Origin of the sequence: Crocosphaera sp. UHCC 0190, assembly GCF_034932065.1 — a bacterium.
Lineage (GTDB): Bacteria > Cyanobacteriota > Cyanobacteriia > Cyanobacteriales > Microcystaceae > UHCC-0190.
This window is the reverse complement of record NZ_JAYGHP010000016.1, coordinates 23,860-39,007: the sequence shown is the minus strand read 5'-3', so window position 1 is coordinate 39,007 and position 15,148 is coordinate 23,860. Positions and strand designations below refer to the sequence as shown.

Annotated in this window: 24 protein-coding genes; 6 read left to right on the top strand and 18 right to left on the bottom strand. The window is 40.1% G+C overall.

Annotated features, from left to right (window positions below; all coding sequences use genetic code 11):
- Positions 1 to 21: 21 nt before the first annotated feature.
- From VB715_RS18625 to VB715_RS18590, 8 genes are all read right to left on the bottom strand, one after another.
- Positions 22 to 927, bottom strand: coding sequence for a hypothetical protein (locus VB715_RS18625; protein ID WP_323302724.1), 906 nt, complete (start codon positions 925 to 927; stop codon positions 22 to 24).
- Between the two features lie 54 nt (positions 928 to 981).
- On the bottom strand, positions 982 to 1,344 hold the full coding sequence (locus tag VB715_RS18620; RefSeq protein WP_323302723.1) for a hypothetical protein: 363 nt from the start codon (positions 1,342 to 1,344) through the stop codon (positions 982 to 984).
- Positions 1,345 to 1,390: 46 nt separating this feature from the next.
- Complete coding sequence (locus tag VB715_RS18615; protein WP_323302722.1) at positions 1,391 to 2,038, bottom strand: hypothetical protein; 648 nt, start codon at positions 2,036 to 2,038, stop codon at positions 1,391 to 1,393.
- Positions 2,039 to 2,053: 15 nt separating this feature from the next.
- Positions 2,054 to 2,245, bottom strand: a complete 192-nt coding sequence (locus tag VB715_RS18610; protein ID WP_323302721.1) for a hypothetical protein — start codon at positions 2,243 to 2,245, stop codon at positions 2,054 to 2,056.
- A gap of 52 nt (positions 2,246 to 2,297) precedes the next feature.
- The gene (locus VB715_RS18605) at positions 2,298 to 2,816 is read right to left on the bottom strand and encodes an antirestriction protein ArdA (RefSeq protein ID WP_323302720.1); all 519 of its coding nucleotides are present in this window, start codon (positions 2,814 to 2,816) and stop codon (positions 2,298 to 2,300) included.
- Between the two features lie 2 nt (positions 2,817 to 2,818).
- Positions 2,819 to 3,064, bottom strand: coding sequence for a hypothetical protein (locus tag VB715_RS18600; protein ID WP_323302719.1), 246 nt, complete (start codon positions 3,062 to 3,064; stop codon positions 2,819 to 2,821).
- A 58-nt stretch (positions 3,065 to 3,122) separates the two neighbouring features.
- Complete coding sequence (locus VB715_RS18595) at positions 3,123 to 3,449, bottom strand: hypothetical protein (protein WP_323302718.1); 327 nt, start codon at positions 3,447 to 3,449, stop codon at positions 3,123 to 3,125.
- Between the two features lie 79 nt (positions 3,450 to 3,528).
- On the bottom strand, positions 3,529 to 3,735 hold the full coding sequence (locus VB715_RS18590; RefSeq protein WP_323302717.1) for a hypothetical protein: 207 nt from the start codon (positions 3,733 to 3,735) through the stop codon (positions 3,529 to 3,531).
- A 147-nt stretch (positions 3,736 to 3,882) separates the two neighbouring features.
- Here VB715_RS18590 and VB715_RS18585 point away from each other — a divergent pair, with 147 nt between their 5' ends.
- Positions 3,883 to 4,110, top strand: a complete 228-nt coding sequence (locus VB715_RS18585; RefSeq protein ID WP_323302716.1) for a hypothetical protein — start codon at positions 3,883 to 3,885, stop codon at positions 4,108 to 4,110.
- Here the strand turns inward: VB715_RS18585 and VB715_RS18580 are convergent.
- From VB715_RS18580 to VB715_RS18555, 6 genes are all read right to left on the bottom strand, one after another.
- Positions 4,105 to 4,401, bottom strand: a complete 297-nt coding sequence (locus VB715_RS18580) for a hypothetical protein (protein WP_323302715.1) — start codon at positions 4,399 to 4,401, stop codon at positions 4,105 to 4,107. The two genes, VB715_RS18585 and VB715_RS18580, sit on opposite strands and share 6 nt — an antisense overlap.
- A 60-nt stretch (positions 4,402 to 4,461) precedes the next feature.
- A complete protein-coding gene (locus VB715_RS18575) occupies positions 4,462 to 5,376 on the bottom strand; it encodes a hypothetical protein (protein ID WP_323302714.1) in 915 nt (304 codons plus the stop codon).
- Positions 5,377 to 5,964: 588 nt separating this feature from the next.
- Positions 5,965 to 6,093 (bottom strand): hypothetical protein, encoded by a 129-nt coding sequence (locus VB715_RS18570; RefSeq protein ID WP_323302713.1) that lies wholly within the window; start codon positions 6,091 to 6,093, stop codon positions 5,965 to 5,967.
- Positions 6,094 to 6,906: 813 nt separating this feature from the next.
- Entirely contained in the window at positions 6,907 to 7,350 is a 444-nt protein-coding gene (locus VB715_RS18565) for a GNAT family N-acetyltransferase (RefSeq protein WP_323302712.1), read from the bottom strand.
- Between the two features lie 580 nt (positions 7,351 to 7,930).
- Positions 7,931 to 8,941, bottom strand: coding sequence for a hypothetical protein (locus VB715_RS18560; protein ID WP_323302711.1), 1,011 nt, complete (start codon positions 8,939 to 8,941; stop codon positions 7,931 to 7,933).
- 31 nt (positions 8,942 to 8,972) lie between these two features.
- Positions 8,973 to 9,518, bottom strand: coding sequence for a hypothetical protein (locus tag VB715_RS18555; protein WP_323302710.1), 546 nt, complete (start codon positions 9,516 to 9,518; stop codon positions 8,973 to 8,975).
- A gap of 65 nt (positions 9,519 to 9,583) precedes the next feature.
- Between VB715_RS18555 and VB715_RS18550 the strand changes: the two genes are divergently transcribed.
- From VB715_RS18550 to VB715_RS18530, 5 genes are read left to right on the top strand one after another with little or no spacing between them, the layout of a single operon-like run.
- Positions 9,584 to 9,889 carry a hypothetical protein gene (locus VB715_RS18550; RefSeq protein ID WP_323302709.1) on the top strand — a complete coding sequence of 102 codons (306 nt, stop codon included), beginning with the start codon at positions 9,584 to 9,586 and terminating at the stop codon, positions 9,887 to 9,889.
- A 12-nt stretch (positions 9,890 to 9,901) separates the two neighbouring features.
- The gene (locus VB715_RS18545; RefSeq protein ID WP_323302708.1) at positions 9,902 to 10,201 is read left to right on the top strand and encodes a hypothetical protein; all 300 of its coding nucleotides are present in this window, start codon (positions 9,902 to 9,904) and stop codon (positions 10,199 to 10,201) included.
- Positions 10,202 to 10,261: 60 nt separating this feature from the next.
- Complete coding sequence (locus VB715_RS18540; RefSeq protein ID WP_323302707.1) at positions 10,262 to 11,239, top strand: D-glycerate dehydrogenase; 978 nt, start codon at positions 10,262 to 10,264, stop codon at positions 11,237 to 11,239.
- Positions 11,240 to 11,263: 24 nt separating this feature from the next.
- Positions 11,264 to 12,238, top strand: coding sequence for an SDR family NAD(P)-dependent oxidoreductase (locus VB715_RS18535; RefSeq protein ID WP_323302706.1), 975 nt, complete (start codon positions 11,264 to 11,266; stop codon positions 12,236 to 12,238).
- Positions 12,239 to 12,283: 45 nt separating this feature from the next.
- Positions 12,284 to 13,417 carry a WG repeat-containing protein gene (locus tag VB715_RS18530; RefSeq protein ID WP_323302705.1) on the top strand — a complete coding sequence of 378 codons (1,134 nt, stop codon included), beginning with the start codon at positions 12,284 to 12,286 and terminating at the stop codon, positions 13,415 to 13,417.
- Between the two features lie 65 nt (positions 13,418 to 13,482).
- Here the strand turns inward: VB715_RS18530 and VB715_RS18525 are convergent, their stop codons facing one another.
- The 4 genes from VB715_RS18525 to VB715_RS18510 form a co-directional block, all read right to left on the bottom strand.
- A complete protein-coding gene (locus tag VB715_RS18525) occupies positions 13,483 to 13,866 on the bottom strand; it encodes a hypothetical protein (protein ID WP_323302704.1) in 384 nt (127 codons plus the stop codon).
- A gap of 150 nt (positions 13,867 to 14,016) precedes the next feature.
- Complete coding sequence (locus tag VB715_RS18520; protein ID WP_323302703.1) at positions 14,017 to 14,223, bottom strand: hypothetical protein; 207 nt, start codon at positions 14,221 to 14,223, stop codon at positions 14,017 to 14,019.
- Between the two features lie 5 nt (positions 14,224 to 14,228).
- A complete protein-coding gene (locus VB715_RS18515; protein ID WP_323302702.1) occupies positions 14,229 to 14,744 on the bottom strand; it encodes a CAP family protein in 516 nt (171 codons plus the stop codon).
- 4 nt (positions 14,745 to 14,748) lie between these two features.
- The gene (locus VB715_RS18510) at positions 14,749 to 15,036 is read right to left on the bottom strand and encodes a hypothetical protein (RefSeq protein ID WP_323302701.1); all 288 of its coding nucleotides are present in this window, start codon (positions 15,034 to 15,036) and stop codon (positions 14,749 to 14,751) included.
- Positions 15,037 to 15,148: the final 112 nt, after the last annotated feature.

Genomic DNA, 15,148 nt, shown 5'->3' with positions numbered 1-15,148 from the left:
GGGACTTTTCCCCCTGATGGATTAAAATTCAATGTCTTGTTCAAGTTCATTGAGTTTTTTCTGTTTTTCTCCTTCAAAATAACCATCGGTATAAGGTTTAACCTTGGGATATTTCATTTCTTCCCCAAGTAGTGCATCTTTTTTTCCCAATTCAAACCAGTCTTTTTGGCTTTTTCCTGGGAGATTATTAGAAGATGATTGAGTTTGATTGGGGGTAACATTTTTAAATATCCTTGTCTTTTGAGGTGATTCATCAAAGTCCATATCTTCTAAGTCTTGGGTAAAGAATTCCGAAGCCCCAACGGTACATAAAACAGCAGCAATTAAAGCTCTTTTCTCGGCCATTTTCTGAATGGTATTGACTTGATCGAAGATGTCAGGATTTTCAATTAACCCTACAGCTTGGCTAGTAATTTCTTCATCATCATCTCGGAATTTTGCCCCACAACCGCCTTTTTTCTTATAACAAACATAACCGCCGCCATATTCTGCTTTACCCTTAATAACGGTAGGTTGACCACAACTAGGACAAGTTAATTCAGCTTTTCTGTAACGGTATTTTTTTTCATAACTGTTACAGCTTCCGTCCCCTTGTCCCACTAATTCACTATTATGATAAAGACTGCATTGATAGTGATAGTAAAAGGTCGGTTTTTCAAAATCAACTATTGAACTGATTAGTTGAAAAGTAGGTCTAAGATTTAATAATCGACATAACTTTTCTGCCCCTGGTTTTAATAGCGTTGGCTTGCCATTGGTGCCAGGAATTATCCCATAGTCTGTGTTTTCTTTCATTTGTCCCTTAACAAAAGCTGTCATTATTTGATAATGAGCCTTTGTTAATTCAAGGGCTTCTGTGTTTTCAATTTTAATGAGCGACCCCTGTGAGGTTTGCTCGCTATGGGAATGCGCGATGATTTCAGACATTTTAAATTCTCCATGATAGGTAATGATTGGGGGAATAATCCCCCAATTGATTAATTAAAAATCGTCAATATTCATAGGTTGAGGTTGCTTGGCTCGGAGTTTTGTCCTTTCATTGACTAATTCTTGGTCAAAGTCTTTTAGCAATTGATGGGGGACATTATAAGCCCGACAAATCCAATCAAAATGGGCAAGATAAGGATGATAAAACTGTTCAATATTTACCGCAAAATCTAAACAGTAAAATCCATCATATTTAATCCTCATTTTTCCTAAGCAGAAACGTTTGATTAAGGCTAATAGGGGAGCATGAATGTGATAAGCATTGATAGGTTCATCCTCTTTTCCTATGTATACAGTGTGTTTTTTGGGGTTGAAATGAAAGCGTTCGTAAGCCATAAATTTATGTTGTTGACTCATTTTTAAGTTCCTCAGACTAAGATTAAAGGATAATCAGGATTAAGATTTAAAATCCTAATTCTGCGTATTGGTAAGCTTGTTCTGTCTCTTTTAAGTTAATGTTGGCTTTCCTTAAAAGATAGTTAACAGCATCATTAACAGACTCAAAATTAATCCCATTAATCGCCGTTTTTGTCCAAGCTTCTAACCCGGAAAACTGAGTTTTAATAAGACTCCCAATTTCTTCAGCTTCAGGATAATATTCTTCCCCGTTGAACTTCCTCACCCAAGCATATAAACGATATTCAATTGATTTGGGGTTCTCATATTTACGAGTAAAACAACCAGGGGGTAAGTCTTGATCATTAATCTCAAAATCATTGACATATTCTGACCTCATTATCTGATGTTTACATTGAGGTTTTTTACCAGTTTTTACCCGATAAAACCAATCTTTACAGGTACAGGAATTACTATTAACCTGATAAACTTCCCCTGTTTCTAAGTTGGTTACTTCGGTATAATTATCATTCCAAGCATACCCATTAAACTCAGACTTTTTAAGAAATGTTGCCCGTTTTTTACCCTGTTTATCTTCATAATAAGCCCAAGGGGTTTGACCTTTTCCTAAGAGTTTAAAGTTAAGGATTTTAACAGCTACTTTCTTGAGAATAGCTAGGGCTGCATATTTGATGGTGTCCAAAGTTTTAATCATTTTACTTTCTCCTGATTACTGAGATAATTGACTAGGTTTTTGTTGCATTGCTGTAACAGCATCGACTATTTGAAACTTAGGAATATTGAGACTAATTGCTGTTTGCTTAGCTTCTGATTTTTTCTCAAAAATCTTTACCCAATGAGTAGGGCCTAACCACTCACCAATTACTCGATTATCCTGATCTAAGATTGCCCAATATTTCATGATTACCTCTCAAAATTGTTGTTAATTTCCCCCAATTAAGGGGGAATGATGATTAATGATTAGTAAAAATGTAAGTCTTTCCGTCTGATTCTAAGCTCACATAATCACTACAAAACCAGTCACGGGCTATGGCTTCACAATCTATATAAGATGTGTATAGTCCAAGCTTTTCAATGGCTTCAAAAGTACCATTTTCTGTTAAGTAATTCTTGACAAAATCCTCCTCACTTTCATATTCTCCTTGAGAATAATCTTCAAAATTTTCTAAACTTTTAAAGTGGGCATAATAAGCGGCTATCGCTGCCCCGTGTTTTTTGATTGCTTGACCTAATTCTGCTACTTTTTCGATTGATTCATATTCATGAAGTTTAATCTCATGCCAGTTTTCGTAATCATGGATCGCCCATTCTTCACAAGATTCAAAATGTCGGACGGGGGAAGTTTTTAACATCTCTTTAATCTCTGCATAGATGTCTTCAGCATCTTGGTCACAATCAATCCATTCACCGTGTAAATGTCCATTGTTGTAAGCGGCTAAACAAGCAACATAAATCTTAGGGGTTTCATTCATGGTTAAAATTCCTCATCTGATGTATAGATTGACTCATTACTGTTGATTAGTTCGGGCTTAATTTCACCCGTTGTAATCTTTTTCATCGTTTCTTCCCATCCCATCATGTAAGATTCGTTATGAGGTTCTTGGGGTTTGAAAAGGGTTAAAGCGTCGTTTTGACCGTTGATATAGCAGTTATGTTGATCCTCTGCTATAAGCTCGGCTTCCAACTCTAACCAGGGTTGAGCTAAGTCTAAATAGGTCATGATTGATTACATGAATGTGAGGGTAATTCCCCCAAAAGAGGGGGATAATTATGAGTTTTTAATCAACTAAATAATCAAGGCCAAAGGCGTAAGTATCTGTTTCCCTTTGCATTCCTGGTATTTTTATTTCTACTTCAAAATCATTGAGATATTTGGGCTTACGAACTTCGCACCATTCAATCCTGTAAAAAGTTTGAAAGGTCTTGATATATCCTGATGCTTCGTCTCGTTTGCACCCTACATAAACGGTAAAGGCTGGCTTTGTATCGGTTTCATTGCCCCATTTCTGCTTATTATGGATGTCTTCACAGATGACGACGTTTTCGCATAGTTGCGTTACTTTGAAACTTCCATGAGGGGAAGTTTTGATGATTTGTTGTACCATGATGATTACCTTTGATTTGTTAATTGAGGGTTAAAGCCGAGGTCTGGGCTTTGGTCGGTTCCGCCTCGGCTAAAACTTTTTACTTTCTGCAATTGAGTAGTTGATCAACCACTGCAATGTCAGCACCAGTAATAAGCTGAAAGTCATTATTAAGACTCTCTAAGCTCTCAATGGCTCTGAATAAATCCTGCGCTTGGTCAACATTCAAATGATTGGGATCTTCTTGAATCTTCCTTAACTCGCTAAGGGCTATTTTTAAGATTTGCCTGGTTTCGTTGTTGGTCATTGGTCGGTTCCTTTACTTAACTGATTCTATTATAACATGGCTGCCATGCTATAATAATCAGGATCTTGTATGGCTGCCATGTTATAGGATAAGTATTTTTTATGGGGCTGCCATGTTATAATTATCAAAAAGAGAGGTTTAATAAAAATGCCAAGTGGCCGGCCTGGGGGGAATCCAGATTTAGAAAAATACCAATTTGAGAAAAAGCACGACTGGGATGAGCCGTGTAGCGATCGCATACAATTAAGGCTCCCTCCGAGGATGAAATTAGCTATCAAAGAAGGAAAGATCAAGGATTGGCAGGAAATTTGTAGGAAAGCGATCGCTGCTGAGTTAGAAAAAAATCCCCCTGAGTCGGGGGATAATCAATCATAGTTTTATAATTTCTCCATCTTCATATTCATCTGGGTGTGTAACAAAACCTGGCATTTTTGCCCAAGCTTCTTCAAAGCTTTTTGCTATTCCCTTTTGATCATCATTTTTCCAATCAAAACCTTCATCTGTCCTTCTAATGCAGACATGACTAGAACCATCTCTAAAAGATAAAAACCCCTCTATTTCGATAAATTCCCATTTATCATCTTCTGATAGTTCTGCCCAGATTCGGATTGTATTATCTGGTTCATAGCCATTCATGATGATTCTTTCCCACATTCCTATAGTCATTTTTTTGACCTCTTAATTGATTAATTAACAACTCCCCCAAGAGGGGGTAGAACAAAAGAACTAGAACAGAGACAACTGCACGGCGGCGGGGGAAAAAACCCACCAACCACCACCAACCGAAACCAGACCCCAACCAACGGGAGCCGAAACCCCCGCAGGGAGCCAAACAACGCAACGAAGGCCAAGGCCCAAGGCAACGGCCAGGGAGGCCCACGAACCCGAACCCGAACCCGAAAAGCAACGGGAAGACGACGGCGACGGGGCCAACCCAACAGGACAAGGGGAAGACGGAAACGACACCCACACCCCCCCAGGCACGGCCACGGAACGAACGCAAGCAACAGACCGACCCGCGAACGCACCCCGACCAACACCCCAACGACCCGACGCAACCGAGAACACCGAGGCCCCAGGACAAAGGCTACGGGCGAGGGAATCCACGCCACGCGCACAACCAACCGAAAAGGGAACCGACGGGGGAACAGCAGCCACCGCAGCAGCCACCACCGCAGCGGCCCCAGGAACCAACCGACGGGAACCGGAAAACCCAACGGCCGCCGCCGAAGACAACACCGAAGAAACGGCAGAAGGAAGAGAAGGAGAAGACGGTGCAGAAGGAGACGGGGGAACAGGGGCAGAACCACCACCGAAGGAACACCAGAGACAGGGCAAAGAACCCACCGGAGAGGAGAAGGAAGAAACAAAGCAGGGAACGGAAACCCCAAACCCCGAACCCAAAGACCGAACAGCACAAAACGGAAAGCCAAAAGCAGAACAAGCCGAACCCGCAAAAGCAGCAGCAGCAGCAGCAGACCCAAACAGGCAAACACAAACCCACCGAGAGAAGGAACGAGCAGAAGGACGAACACAGAGAAAAGCAGCACCAGCAGAAGCAGCGAGAGAGGCAACAGACCCAGGAAACGGAGCAGAAACAGAGGAAGGAGAAGGAGAAGCCGAAACCAAAGAAGAAGACACAGGAGAAACCCCCAAAACCAGACTATACAACCATTATAACATGGCAGCCATGCAATAGGCAACCCCAAAAGGAAAAAAAAACCAGAGCCAGAGCCAACCCCCGCCCCACCACCGACCGCCACCGCGAGCGAGGAGAGGCGGGGGGCCACACCACCAACAGAGGACAACGAAGCCGAAAAGACCCCCGCCCGACGAGCGAGCAAACACCAGGAACTACAAGAGAGCCACACAACCAGAAAGCCCGAAACACCAACCAGCAAGCCAAAAAGCCAACACCCCTACCCTCTCTCTCTCTCCTCTCTCTCTTCTCCCTCTGCCCGAACGGGCTTTAATCGTAGGGATAAGCTATGAGTCATAACCAGTTAGTTGAGGGCAAAAACTAGCTTTTTGCGCCCCAAGGTCTTATTAGCACGGGGAATAGCTTTTTATTCTTACAAATACGCCTTATTCCGTGCTATAATAGACCGCAGGCGCAAAAAGCGAAACAAATGCGAAGTGGAGTTTGCGTAGCGGTAGCGGAGCAAACGGAACGGAGCAACCGCTTCTCTTTCTTGGCACACAGCCCCGCAGGGGCGCGTGACGCGCGAATCATAACCAGGAACTACAGCTACCCTCATAACCAGGAACTCCCGCCCGACGAACGAGCAATTTTCTGTACCGATAACCAGCCGGACGAAGCGGAGGAACGGAGCGAAGTTGGGCGGCAAGGATGTTCACCTGTCTTGAATTTTCAACGATTTCATAAGCTAAGCCGGACGTAGCGATAGCGAAGTCGGGCGACTGGGGAAAGGATCAATAACCTTTGCTTTATTATCAGTAGCTTTCAGGTTACGCCTTACCGTCCAATGTCTTTTAGTGAAGGCGATCGTAACATCATATAAAAAAAGGCAGCCAAACCGGCCACCCACAAGAAAGAAAAAAGGGAGGACAAGCCCCCTCCAAACGTAGCTAGGAAACCGGAACAGAAACCAGCCAACCCACCGAACAACGCCGAACCGCAACAGACCGGCCGCAACGACCAGCCCACACACCAGCAAAACCAGAAGCAGCCGAGAACGAGACAAAACAAGCCACCAACACCCGACCAGAGAACGACGACAGCGAACTACGGCACCACCAAGATACACAGCCAGAACCAAGCGCAGAACCAGCAACAGAACGGAAAGAGAAAACAGACATGGGACAAAACCCCCAACGACACAACGCACACTCACACACCCCTTCCAAATTCTTTCTTCTTGAGATAACCCCCCGTCATAGGGCGGTTGGGGCATTTAAAAAACGCGCCTGCGCCGTGAGATAAGCTATGAGTCCTACCAATAAGCTTTATGCGGCGCACGAGGCGCAACCACATAAATTTAGCCCCCACAAGTCCCTTGACGGGGTTTTTTAAGGGGTATAATAGAAAAGCTGTGTGTGTGTTATAACCTTTCTGTATTGCGGTCTAGGTTTCTTACAAACAACTAAAATACAGATTACTAACTTTAATTTTTAAGACACTTCAATATTTTTTCTACTTAAAAACAAGTCCTAGTGCAAGGCCTTGTTAGCCGTAAATTTTAGGCGCAATACCTGCTGACCTGTCGCCTCATGTAATTTTTCTTCTAGTTGCTCAAAACCATATCTAGAGTAAAACTTACGGCCAATTGAGTTTTCTTTGAATACTTCTACTTCAAGATCTCCGTGCAATTCTTGTGCTTTATCCATTAACGATTTGCCTACGCCCTGACCGTGACATTCTGGCTGTAGAAATATTGCTCCAACTTCGTTACCCATTAACGCAATAAAACCTTTAACTTGACTATCAAGTTCAACAACCCACGTATCTGTATTAGGCATATATATTTCAGCTACGTTTATTCGTTCTTGAGCAATAAACTCATCCGTCATAAATGGATGAGCTAATCGAGTCGCTGTTTCCCACGAGGAAAGAACTGCATCCAAGTCAGATTTTTCATATTGTCGTATTTGCACGAATCTATTTCCTTTTACTGCTAACTATTTATTATAATGAAACCTTCCGTATAATTAACTCCTAGGGGACAAAAAAAGGAAACTTTCGGGATATTCACCTTATACAGAATATCAATCATGAGGCTACTCCACTCATTCTTTGGCCGTCTTCGCGGGAGCCTGTTGTTGCACGAGCTTCATCTGCTCTCCACAGCAGATTTCTGAATGGGACATACCTTCTGGACAGGGACAAGGCTTCTCATAAACAAGCTGCGCTCCGCACTTCTCACAGGCATAACGATCACCGACTTTACGTAGCATTTCAATCTCCTCCTTCGCTTTGTTGCGTAAAAATGTAGCAAGAGCAAAATAACGTACTCATATCATTAATGTTATTTTAAATTCACCTCAATCTTACAAAAACCATAAGAAACTTAACGCTAAAATTATATAGACAAACGTGGTCAAATACCTTTTAACAATATTTAACAATCTTAGTCAAAAGTATCTAATTAATTTCAGGGAGGCAACTTTTGGTCGATTTTTCCCTAAATTCCCAAGGTGTGATCTCGCGCTCCGCGAGTGCGACAGTAACGCTTCTCTACAAATAACCTTTTCTATAATCCTGACTCGCCATCTCCAAAGCTTCTTCATAAGTCCAACGCTCAATAGGTTCAATATTTTCTACTTCAAGAAATCGGGATAAAATAGAATCATTCCCTGTAACTTCATTAATAATTTTAGCGATTTCTTTACAAGAGCTTTGAGGATATTTAACAACCTGTTCCTCACTAAATCTTATTACTATCCATAGACAGTCAAGGAAAAAGTAATCTCTGATTATTTCTTTTTCTAAGTTTAAGTAATGTAAAGGTTGTCTCCTTTTATAGCCATAAGGTTCATCAATTTCAATATCAATGTGTAAATTAGTTTCTTCATCAATATAAGCAAAGTCAGGAGTATAATGAAAACCTTTGTCATAATCAGTATTCTGTAACCATACTCCTATTTTAATTTTATTACCAAAATACTGTTTTAAATAACCTTCAAATCTTGCCTCAGAATGACCTCGTTTAGCTTGACTATTAATTCCCTGATAAGTTCTCAGATTAGTTAAAATAGATTGTAATTCATTGGGATTTACCTTAACCTGTTGTTCCCAAAGTTTTAAAGCTTCCCCGTATTCCCTTAATGCTGTCCCATAATTAGCTTGTTTCCTATCAAATTCTGCTAAGTTTGAGCCATAACGTTCTAATCTTAATAAATACCGTTGTTGTAATTGTTCATGAGCTTGTTTACGTTTAGGAAATGATTTAATCTGAATGTATGAATTAATGCCCATTAATATCAAAGTTAAGAGTAAGCCAAAACTCATTAAAGCTGCCCCTAAACCAGAATTAAATAAACTGAATAATATTCCTGATAAAATACTAATTCCTAAGCCTATCCCTCCTCCAACAAGAAAGGCTGGAACATTCAAGGGTTGAGGTTCTGGGGGTAATGGTGGTGGTGGTTTAGGACGGTTGGGATAAGTTGGTTTAATGGCTTGGGGAATGTGTTCTCTTTGAGCTTGGAGAACTTCAGGGATGAGGATAAAAGGATAATGATTCATGGCTTATCTACCATTGAAGCAGATACAAAACTTAATCAATTATTTTAGCTTCATTTGGTAAACCATACTTAAGAAGGGATATAGTCAGAGGAGATTGATAATTTAACAAGCTGGTGATATTATCCCCTGATTCTAGTTTTTCTTCCGTCTTTTCCATGACCCATTGTTGATTAAAAGGTATGCCAAAATAACAGGGACTTAATTCATTCCAAGTCGGCTCTATAACTTCATTATCAAACATTATCCAAGCGTGTTGAATAGGATAAAGGTTAGTTGTATCAGACAAAGCCAAGCCTTCACAATAGATTAAACCTTCAGGATTTTCAGGAGCGAATATTATACTTAAACAGTTTTCATAACATTGTTGAGGGATGCCGATTTGTTGCGCTTGTCCTCCTTTGATAAACTGTCCATGTTCTAATAAAATTTCTTCAATACACCAGTATTGCCAATCCTGTTTGAAGGGGTCAGGTTCAGCCCTTACGCCTTCAACGATGCCCGTTAGGAATTCTATCATTAACTGTTGATAGTTGACGGTGGTGGGTTGTTTACGGATGGCTGATAAAATTTTAAACATGACTTCTTCCCTTGGTATTATGGTTAGTATTCCCAAGGGAGTCAAAAACCTTAACATTCTGTAATATGACTCAAGAACAACCGACGAACTTTAATAGAGAAATTGACCGAATGCTCACTAAATCTGAGCAAAGGATTGAGCAACTTAGGGAGTTAAACCGTCCTCTGCGCCCTTGGGAAAAGGACAGATTTAAAGAGCGATTGAGTAAACTAGAAAAGCAGGAAACTTGGGATAAAGCTGAACTTCAGGAACGATTAACTCGACTAAAAAAAGAGCTTAGAATTGTTTATGCTCTCTCGGCTTTTGTTCTCCTTTCATTATTTGTCTGCTGTGTTATCTTCAGTTTTGGACTTTGGAAAACTTTACATTAAGAAGGAATAAATATGAGAAATGACTCAGAAGGATTAGGACAAGACATTGAAAAGATGTTAGATAAAGTGGAGCAGAAGATTCGAGAGGTTAAAGAACTGAATCGTCCGGCTCTTGATGCCTTAGATAAACAAGAAATTGAACAACGAATTAAAGCTTTAGAGCAAAGAGATGAAGCTGATAAGAAAGCGATGCAAGCTCAATTAAGAGACTTAGAAAGTCAGCTTAATTTGATGAATACACGATTATATACTGTGATGCTGATATTATTAGCTATTTGTGGGGCTTTGGTTTTATTTATTGATCTATTTTAGCCATTAACTAATATTCGAGCCGCGCAGATGGTATTTAATTATTAGGCACTCAGATTAATTATGTCCAAACCAAAAGTTTTTATTACTCGTCAAATCCCCCAAGCGGGACTAGATTTATTAAAAGACAAAGTTGACTTAGAAATCTGGGAGAAAAATGAACCTCCTCCCTATTCTATTTTGTTAGACAAGGTTCAAGAAGTCGAGGGGTTATTATGTTTACTCACTGACCAAATTGACCAACAATTAATTAACCAAGCTCCCCATCTCAAAGTCATTAGTCAAATGGCTGTTGGTTACGATAACATTGATATTAATACAGCAACAATTAGAGGGATTCCGGTTGGTCATACCCCAGGTGTTTTAACAGAAGCGACTGCTGATTTAACTTGGGCTTTATTAATGGCAATTACCCGTCGTATTACTGAGGCACAAGAGTATATAAAACAAGGAAAATGGACGACTTGGCAACCGATGGGATTATTAGGGGCTGATTTTGTTGGGGCAACATTAGGAATAATCGGATTAGGAAGAATTGGACAAGCGGTTGCTCGTCGGGGGAAAGGGTTTAATTTGAAGGTGATTTACCATAAACCTCGTCGTCTTTACCCTAAATTAGAACAAGAATTAGGGGTGAATTATGTATCTTTTGAACAGTTATTAAAAGAGTCAGATTTTATTAGTTTACATACTCCATTAACCGAACGAACTTATCATTTAATTGGAGAAAATGAATTAAAGTTAATGAAACAAACAGCTTTTTTAATTAATACTGCTAGAGGGGGAATTATTGACCAAAATGCTTTGTGTTATGCCTTACAACAAGGACAAATAGCAGGAGCGGCTCTTGATGTAACTGAACCGGAACCTTTACCCAAAGAGCATCAATTATTAACATTGAGTAATGTGATTGTAACACCTCATATTGGTAGTGCGAGTTATCAAACTCGTTTTCAAATGGCGATTATGGCTGCTCAAAATCTGTTAGCTGGTTTACAAGGTCAACCGTTACCTAATTGTGTTAATCCTAATATTTATTGATAATTATTGAGGTCAAGGGAGATCATGAAAAACCTTAAGGGTAAAGTCGCTTTAGTTACGGGGGCAACCAGAGGGATTGGTAAAGGGATTGCTATTGGTTTAGGGGAAGCCGGAGCAACGGTTTATATTACAGGACGAACCCTTGAACCCTCTGATGAAAACATTTCTGGGACTCTTTTAGAAACGCAGCAAGCGGTAATTGACGCGGGTGGTGTCTGTATCCCTGTTCAAGTAGACCATAGTGATGATGAGCAGGTACGGTTGCTATTTGAACGTATTGAAACTGAGCAAAAGGGGCAACTGGATATCTTGGTGAATAATGTTTTTTCAGGGGTAAAAGAGATCGGCAACGCATTCGGTCAACCGTTTTGGAAACATGACCCTAGTTTATGGGATGCTATCAATAATGTTGGTCTTCGTAGCCATTATATAGCCAGTGTTTATGCTGCTCGTTTGATGAATAAGCGTCAACAAGGGCTGATTTGTACGATTTCATCTTGGGGAGGACTCTCTTATATTTTTGGGGCTGCTTATGGCGTGGGAAAAGCAGCTTGCGACCGCCTGGCCTCGGATATGGCAGTAGAATTAAAACCAGATAATATTACCTCAGTTTCTCTGTGGCCAGGAATTGTCGGAACCGAAGAAATGTTTAGATTTTCTGAGAAGTGGAAAACTGAAGATGAAAAAGAGCCTCAAAATTCTACGATGCGCGACTATTACAATTGGGAAACACCTTTGTTTACAGGGAGAGTCATTGCTGCTTTAGCCGACCAACAAAATACGATGAATCTAACAGGTAAAGTCCAGATTATTGCAGAACTTGCCCAACGCTATAATATCGTTGATGAAAATGGCAACCGTCCGGTTTCTTTGCGTTCTCTGCGTTTTATTGTACCTTCGGCGATCCCCGCTTTAAAAAAGTATCCTTGGCTCATTCCAGACTTAAAAATTCCTTGGTTCGTTTTGCAATGGACAATGCTTCAATCTCCTAAAATTTAACCAGATTCAAGAAATTATTAAATTTGAAGGAGAATGGGAAATGTCATGTTAAAGAATGTTCGGCTTCTCTTACAATTATTATTAATAGCCTTATTGTTAACTAGCATTTATTCTGTGTTCTCAACTTCGACAACGAACTTAGCAGCACAGCAGCCAATAAATTGGAAAATTGCGATTACTCCGCAGTTTGATGATGCTAACTCTTTTTCGGAAGGATTAGCTAAAGTCGGAACTGGGAAACCAGTAGATAACGCTTATGGTTTCAAAGATATCGATAACTATGGTTATATTGACTTAACGGGTAAAGTCGTAATTCCCCTCCAATTCAAACAAGCGGGGAGGTTTTCATCAGGTTTGGCTTGGATTGGCATAGATTCTGATGGGAATGGAAATGTAGAGCGATATGGTTACATAGACAAAACAGGAAAAACTGTAATTGAGCCACAATTTGAGGATGCTGGTAACTTTTCATCAGGATTAGCACCAGTTAAAATTGATAATAAATGGGGCTATATTAACAAGCAAGGTAAGGTAATGATTTCCCCTCAGTTTGATTCAGCTTCGGAATTTGCTCAAGGGTTAGCAGTGGTAGGAAAAGAGACTGAAGATCCAGATTATTCTTACCAACAAAAGTACGGTTATATTAACCAAAAAGGACAGCTAGTTCTTCCTTTCAAATTCTCTATTGCCTATAGCTTTTCTGAAGGGTTGGCCGCAGCAGAATCCCAATCCGGTAAGAACAAAGGATATATTAATCGACAAGGGAAATTTGTCATTAATCGTCCCCAATTTGATACTTATGTTCTGGGAAATTTCTCATCAGGATTAGCCGTTGTAGAAGTGAATGGGGGAGCTTGTTCTGCTGCCAATTATTGCGATTATGGCTATATCAATAAAACAGGAAATTTAGTCATTAAATCGCCCAAAAATGACGCAGATTTTACTGGGGCGCAGAGTTTTTCTGAAGGGTTAGGGGCTGTAGCCACCAGTGGTGGGGGTAGAGATGCAGGGGGCTGGTATCCTGCGACTAATTGGGGTTATCTCGACAAAAACGGCAAGTTGGTTATTTCCCCCCAATTTGATGACGCGGGCAGTTTTGCTGAAGGTCTAGCACCAGTAGCAATTCAAGGGAAGTACGGTTATATTTCTATTGGGCCAAGAATTGTCAAATCTTATTAAAGACATTCTTCCTGCCATGACAGGAGATGCCGTCAATAACAATCCCAAAAAGATTAACAATGATTTTAATTTACCCATCGAGTTACTTGCATACAGCCATTGCCGTTGTTGTAAACATCTACAGTTGCATAGCCATCATTTTGAACTAAGCGAGTAATGTAGTTAATCACTCTAGAACTGTTGTCACAAATAATCGTTGGTTCTCCAGGACGTAAAGCTCTATCTGTCCAAGTACATTCCCCAGGATTTAACCCTTGATAGACTGCACCGGAACCTGGGCGAAAACTGATTTTCACATTATTATTGCCAGTATTTCTGATAGAAAGATTTCCTCCTCCACGACAAGTCATAGGATAACTTGTCTGAGAAAGAGCAAGATTTCCACCGACAATAGTAGTCAAAAGTGCCGTCATTATTGTCACATTGATAACCCGATTTAATCTGGTCATCTCTTTTCTCCTAATGTTGCGAATGAGATAACTTCTGCGGTTATGCGCGGTAATCAAACTGACTTTGAGAGGCAACACTTCTATTATCACGCCAGTTCTCATAAAAAGAGATTAATTATTAAGTTATTGTTATAGTTTGATTTCTGAACCTTACTTGTCAAGTTCCTCCACTTCCCCCGTCTCCCGATTATACTGATGAGTTGGTTGACTTTCCCGATTTTTCTGTTCATTCTTAGCATAAAAAGCTCCCCCAAGAGAAAACACAATTACTAAAAATAATACGGCTAAATCTGGCCAGTTACTAGGGTCAAACTCAATCCCAGAATCGAGTAAATCAAAAGCCTCAAAATCATCCATGTTGATTAATAAATCCCTTGACCAATAATATTACCTTGGGGACTATAACGACAGACTAAAATATCATTACCGCCCGCTTTTGCTGTGGCACAACCGACTTGTTTAGTATTTTTCCAAACCATTTGAGTGTAATGACCCACATCAGACCAATTGCCAGTAGAACTAACGGTTTCAAGGTTAAATTGGCGAGAGGTTAAATACTGTTTTTCTTGTCCCCAACCGTCAACCATTTGAGTATAAGTAAATCGGTTTGATGTACCTAACCATAAATTTTCGCCCTGCCCGTTTGTGTTAGAATCATGTTGTAATTTTTTCCCTCCTAATGAAGCTAAATAGTTAGCCCATTTTTGAGCATCACTAGCTAAATTATTAGACCAAGTTAAAGGAGATACATTAACCTGTTGACGATATTTATTATGAGCATTTAAAATTTCTTGCTGAAAGTTGGTTTGACTAATAACAGGTTGATTGAAAGTTAACAATGAAGTGAATAGTACAATTGATGTAAAAATCTGTTTCATTAGTTTAGGCGATAACTTTTGTCATTAATTTCCTAGTATTATCCATGATAGCTAAAGGTTGACTCCAGATGATTGTCCAAGTATCACCAGAGCCGACCATTTCCAGATCATTATCAATCCCTGGTTTTCCCAAAGCATCAATCAATAATCTCGCTAAAATACATTGACTAGGAACTTGATTAATAATCACAGTGGTTAATACCGTATCCGTTCCTTCTATGGGTTCATGGTTAATTGACTGTATTTTCATTCTGTTATCGGCTTCGTTAATATTCTCAATATTATAGGTCATGAGGCGCGTCTCGTTGGGCATTTTTTGGGAAATTATCAATTCAGCTTAATAGTTTTTAGTCATCCCACGCTTACCTTAATAATTATAGTTTCAGTAAATTAGCGGCTGAAAT

Coding starts and splice junctions, on each gene's coding strand:
- VB715_RS18625 (WP_323302724.1), bottom strand. CDS start 927: ATGTCTGAAATCATCGCGCATTCCCATAGCGAGCAAACCTCACAGGGG.
- VB715_RS18620 (WP_323302723.1), bottom strand. CDS start 1,344: ATGAGTCAACAACATAAATTTATGGCTTACGAACGCTTTCATTTCAAC.
- VB715_RS18615 (WP_323302722.1), bottom strand. CDS start 2,038: ATGATTAAAACTTTGGACACCATCAAATATGCAGCCCTAGCTATTCTC.
- VB715_RS18610 (WP_323302721.1), bottom strand. CDS start 2,245: ATGAAATATTGGGCAATCTTAGATCAGGATAATCGAGTAATTGGTGAG.
- VB715_RS18605 (WP_323302720.1), bottom strand. CDS start 2,816: ATGAATGAAACCCCTAAGATTTATGTTGCTTGTTTAGCCGCTTACAAC.
- VB715_RS18600 (WP_323302719.1), bottom strand. CDS start 3,064: ATGACCTATTTAGACTTAGCTCAACCCTGGTTAGAGTTGGAAGCCGAG.
- VB715_RS18595 (WP_323302718.1), bottom strand. CDS start 3,449: ATGGTACAACAAATCATCAAAACTTCCCCTCATGGAAGTTTCAAAGTA.
- VB715_RS18590 (WP_323302717.1), bottom strand. CDS start 3,735: ATGACCAACAACGAAACCAGGCAAATCTTAAAAATAGCCCTTAGCGAG.
- VB715_RS18585 (WP_323302716.1), top strand. CDS start 3,883: ATGCCAAGTGGCCGGCCTGGGGGGAATCCAGATTTAGAAAAATACCAA.
- VB715_RS18580 (WP_323302715.1), bottom strand. CDS start 4,401: ATGACTATAGGAATGTGGGAAAGAATCATCATGAATGGCTATGAACCA.
- VB715_RS18560 (WP_323302711.1), bottom strand. CDS start 8,941: ATGAATCATTATCCTTTTATCCTCATCCCTGAAGTTCTCCAAGCTCAA.
- VB715_RS18555 (WP_323302710.1), bottom strand. CDS start 9,518: ATGTTTAAAATTTTATCAGCCATCCGTAAACAACCCACCACCGTCAAC.
- VB715_RS18550 (WP_323302709.1), top strand. CDS start 9,584: ATGACTCAAGAACAACCGACGAACTTTAATAGAGAAATTGACCGAATG.
- VB715_RS18545 (WP_323302708.1), top strand. CDS start 9,902: ATGAGAAATGACTCAGAAGGATTAGGACAAGACATTGAAAAGATGTTA.
- VB715_RS18540 (WP_323302707.1), top strand. CDS start 10,262: ATGTCCAAACCAAAAGTTTTTATTACTCGTCAAATCCCCCAAGCGGGA.
- VB715_RS18535 (WP_323302706.1), top strand. CDS start 11,264: ATGAAAAACCTTAAGGGTAAAGTCGCTTTAGTTACGGGGGCAACCAGA.
- VB715_RS18530 (WP_323302705.1), top strand. CDS start 12,284: ATGTTAAAGAATGTTCGGCTTCTCTTACAATTATTATTAATAGCCTTA.
- VB715_RS18525 (WP_323302704.1), bottom strand. CDS start 13,866: ATGACCAGATTAAATCGGGTTATCAATGTGACAATAATGACGGCACTT.
- VB715_RS18520 (WP_323302703.1), bottom strand. CDS start 14,223: ATGGATGATTTTGAGGCTTTTGATTTACTCGATTCTGGGATTGAGTTT.
- VB715_RS18515 (WP_323302702.1), bottom strand. CDS start 14,744: ATGAAACAGATTTTTACATCAATTGTACTATTCACTTCATTGTTAACT.
- VB715_RS18510 (WP_323302701.1), bottom strand. CDS start 15,036: ATGACCTATAATATTGAGAATATTAACGAAGCCGATAACAGAATGAAA.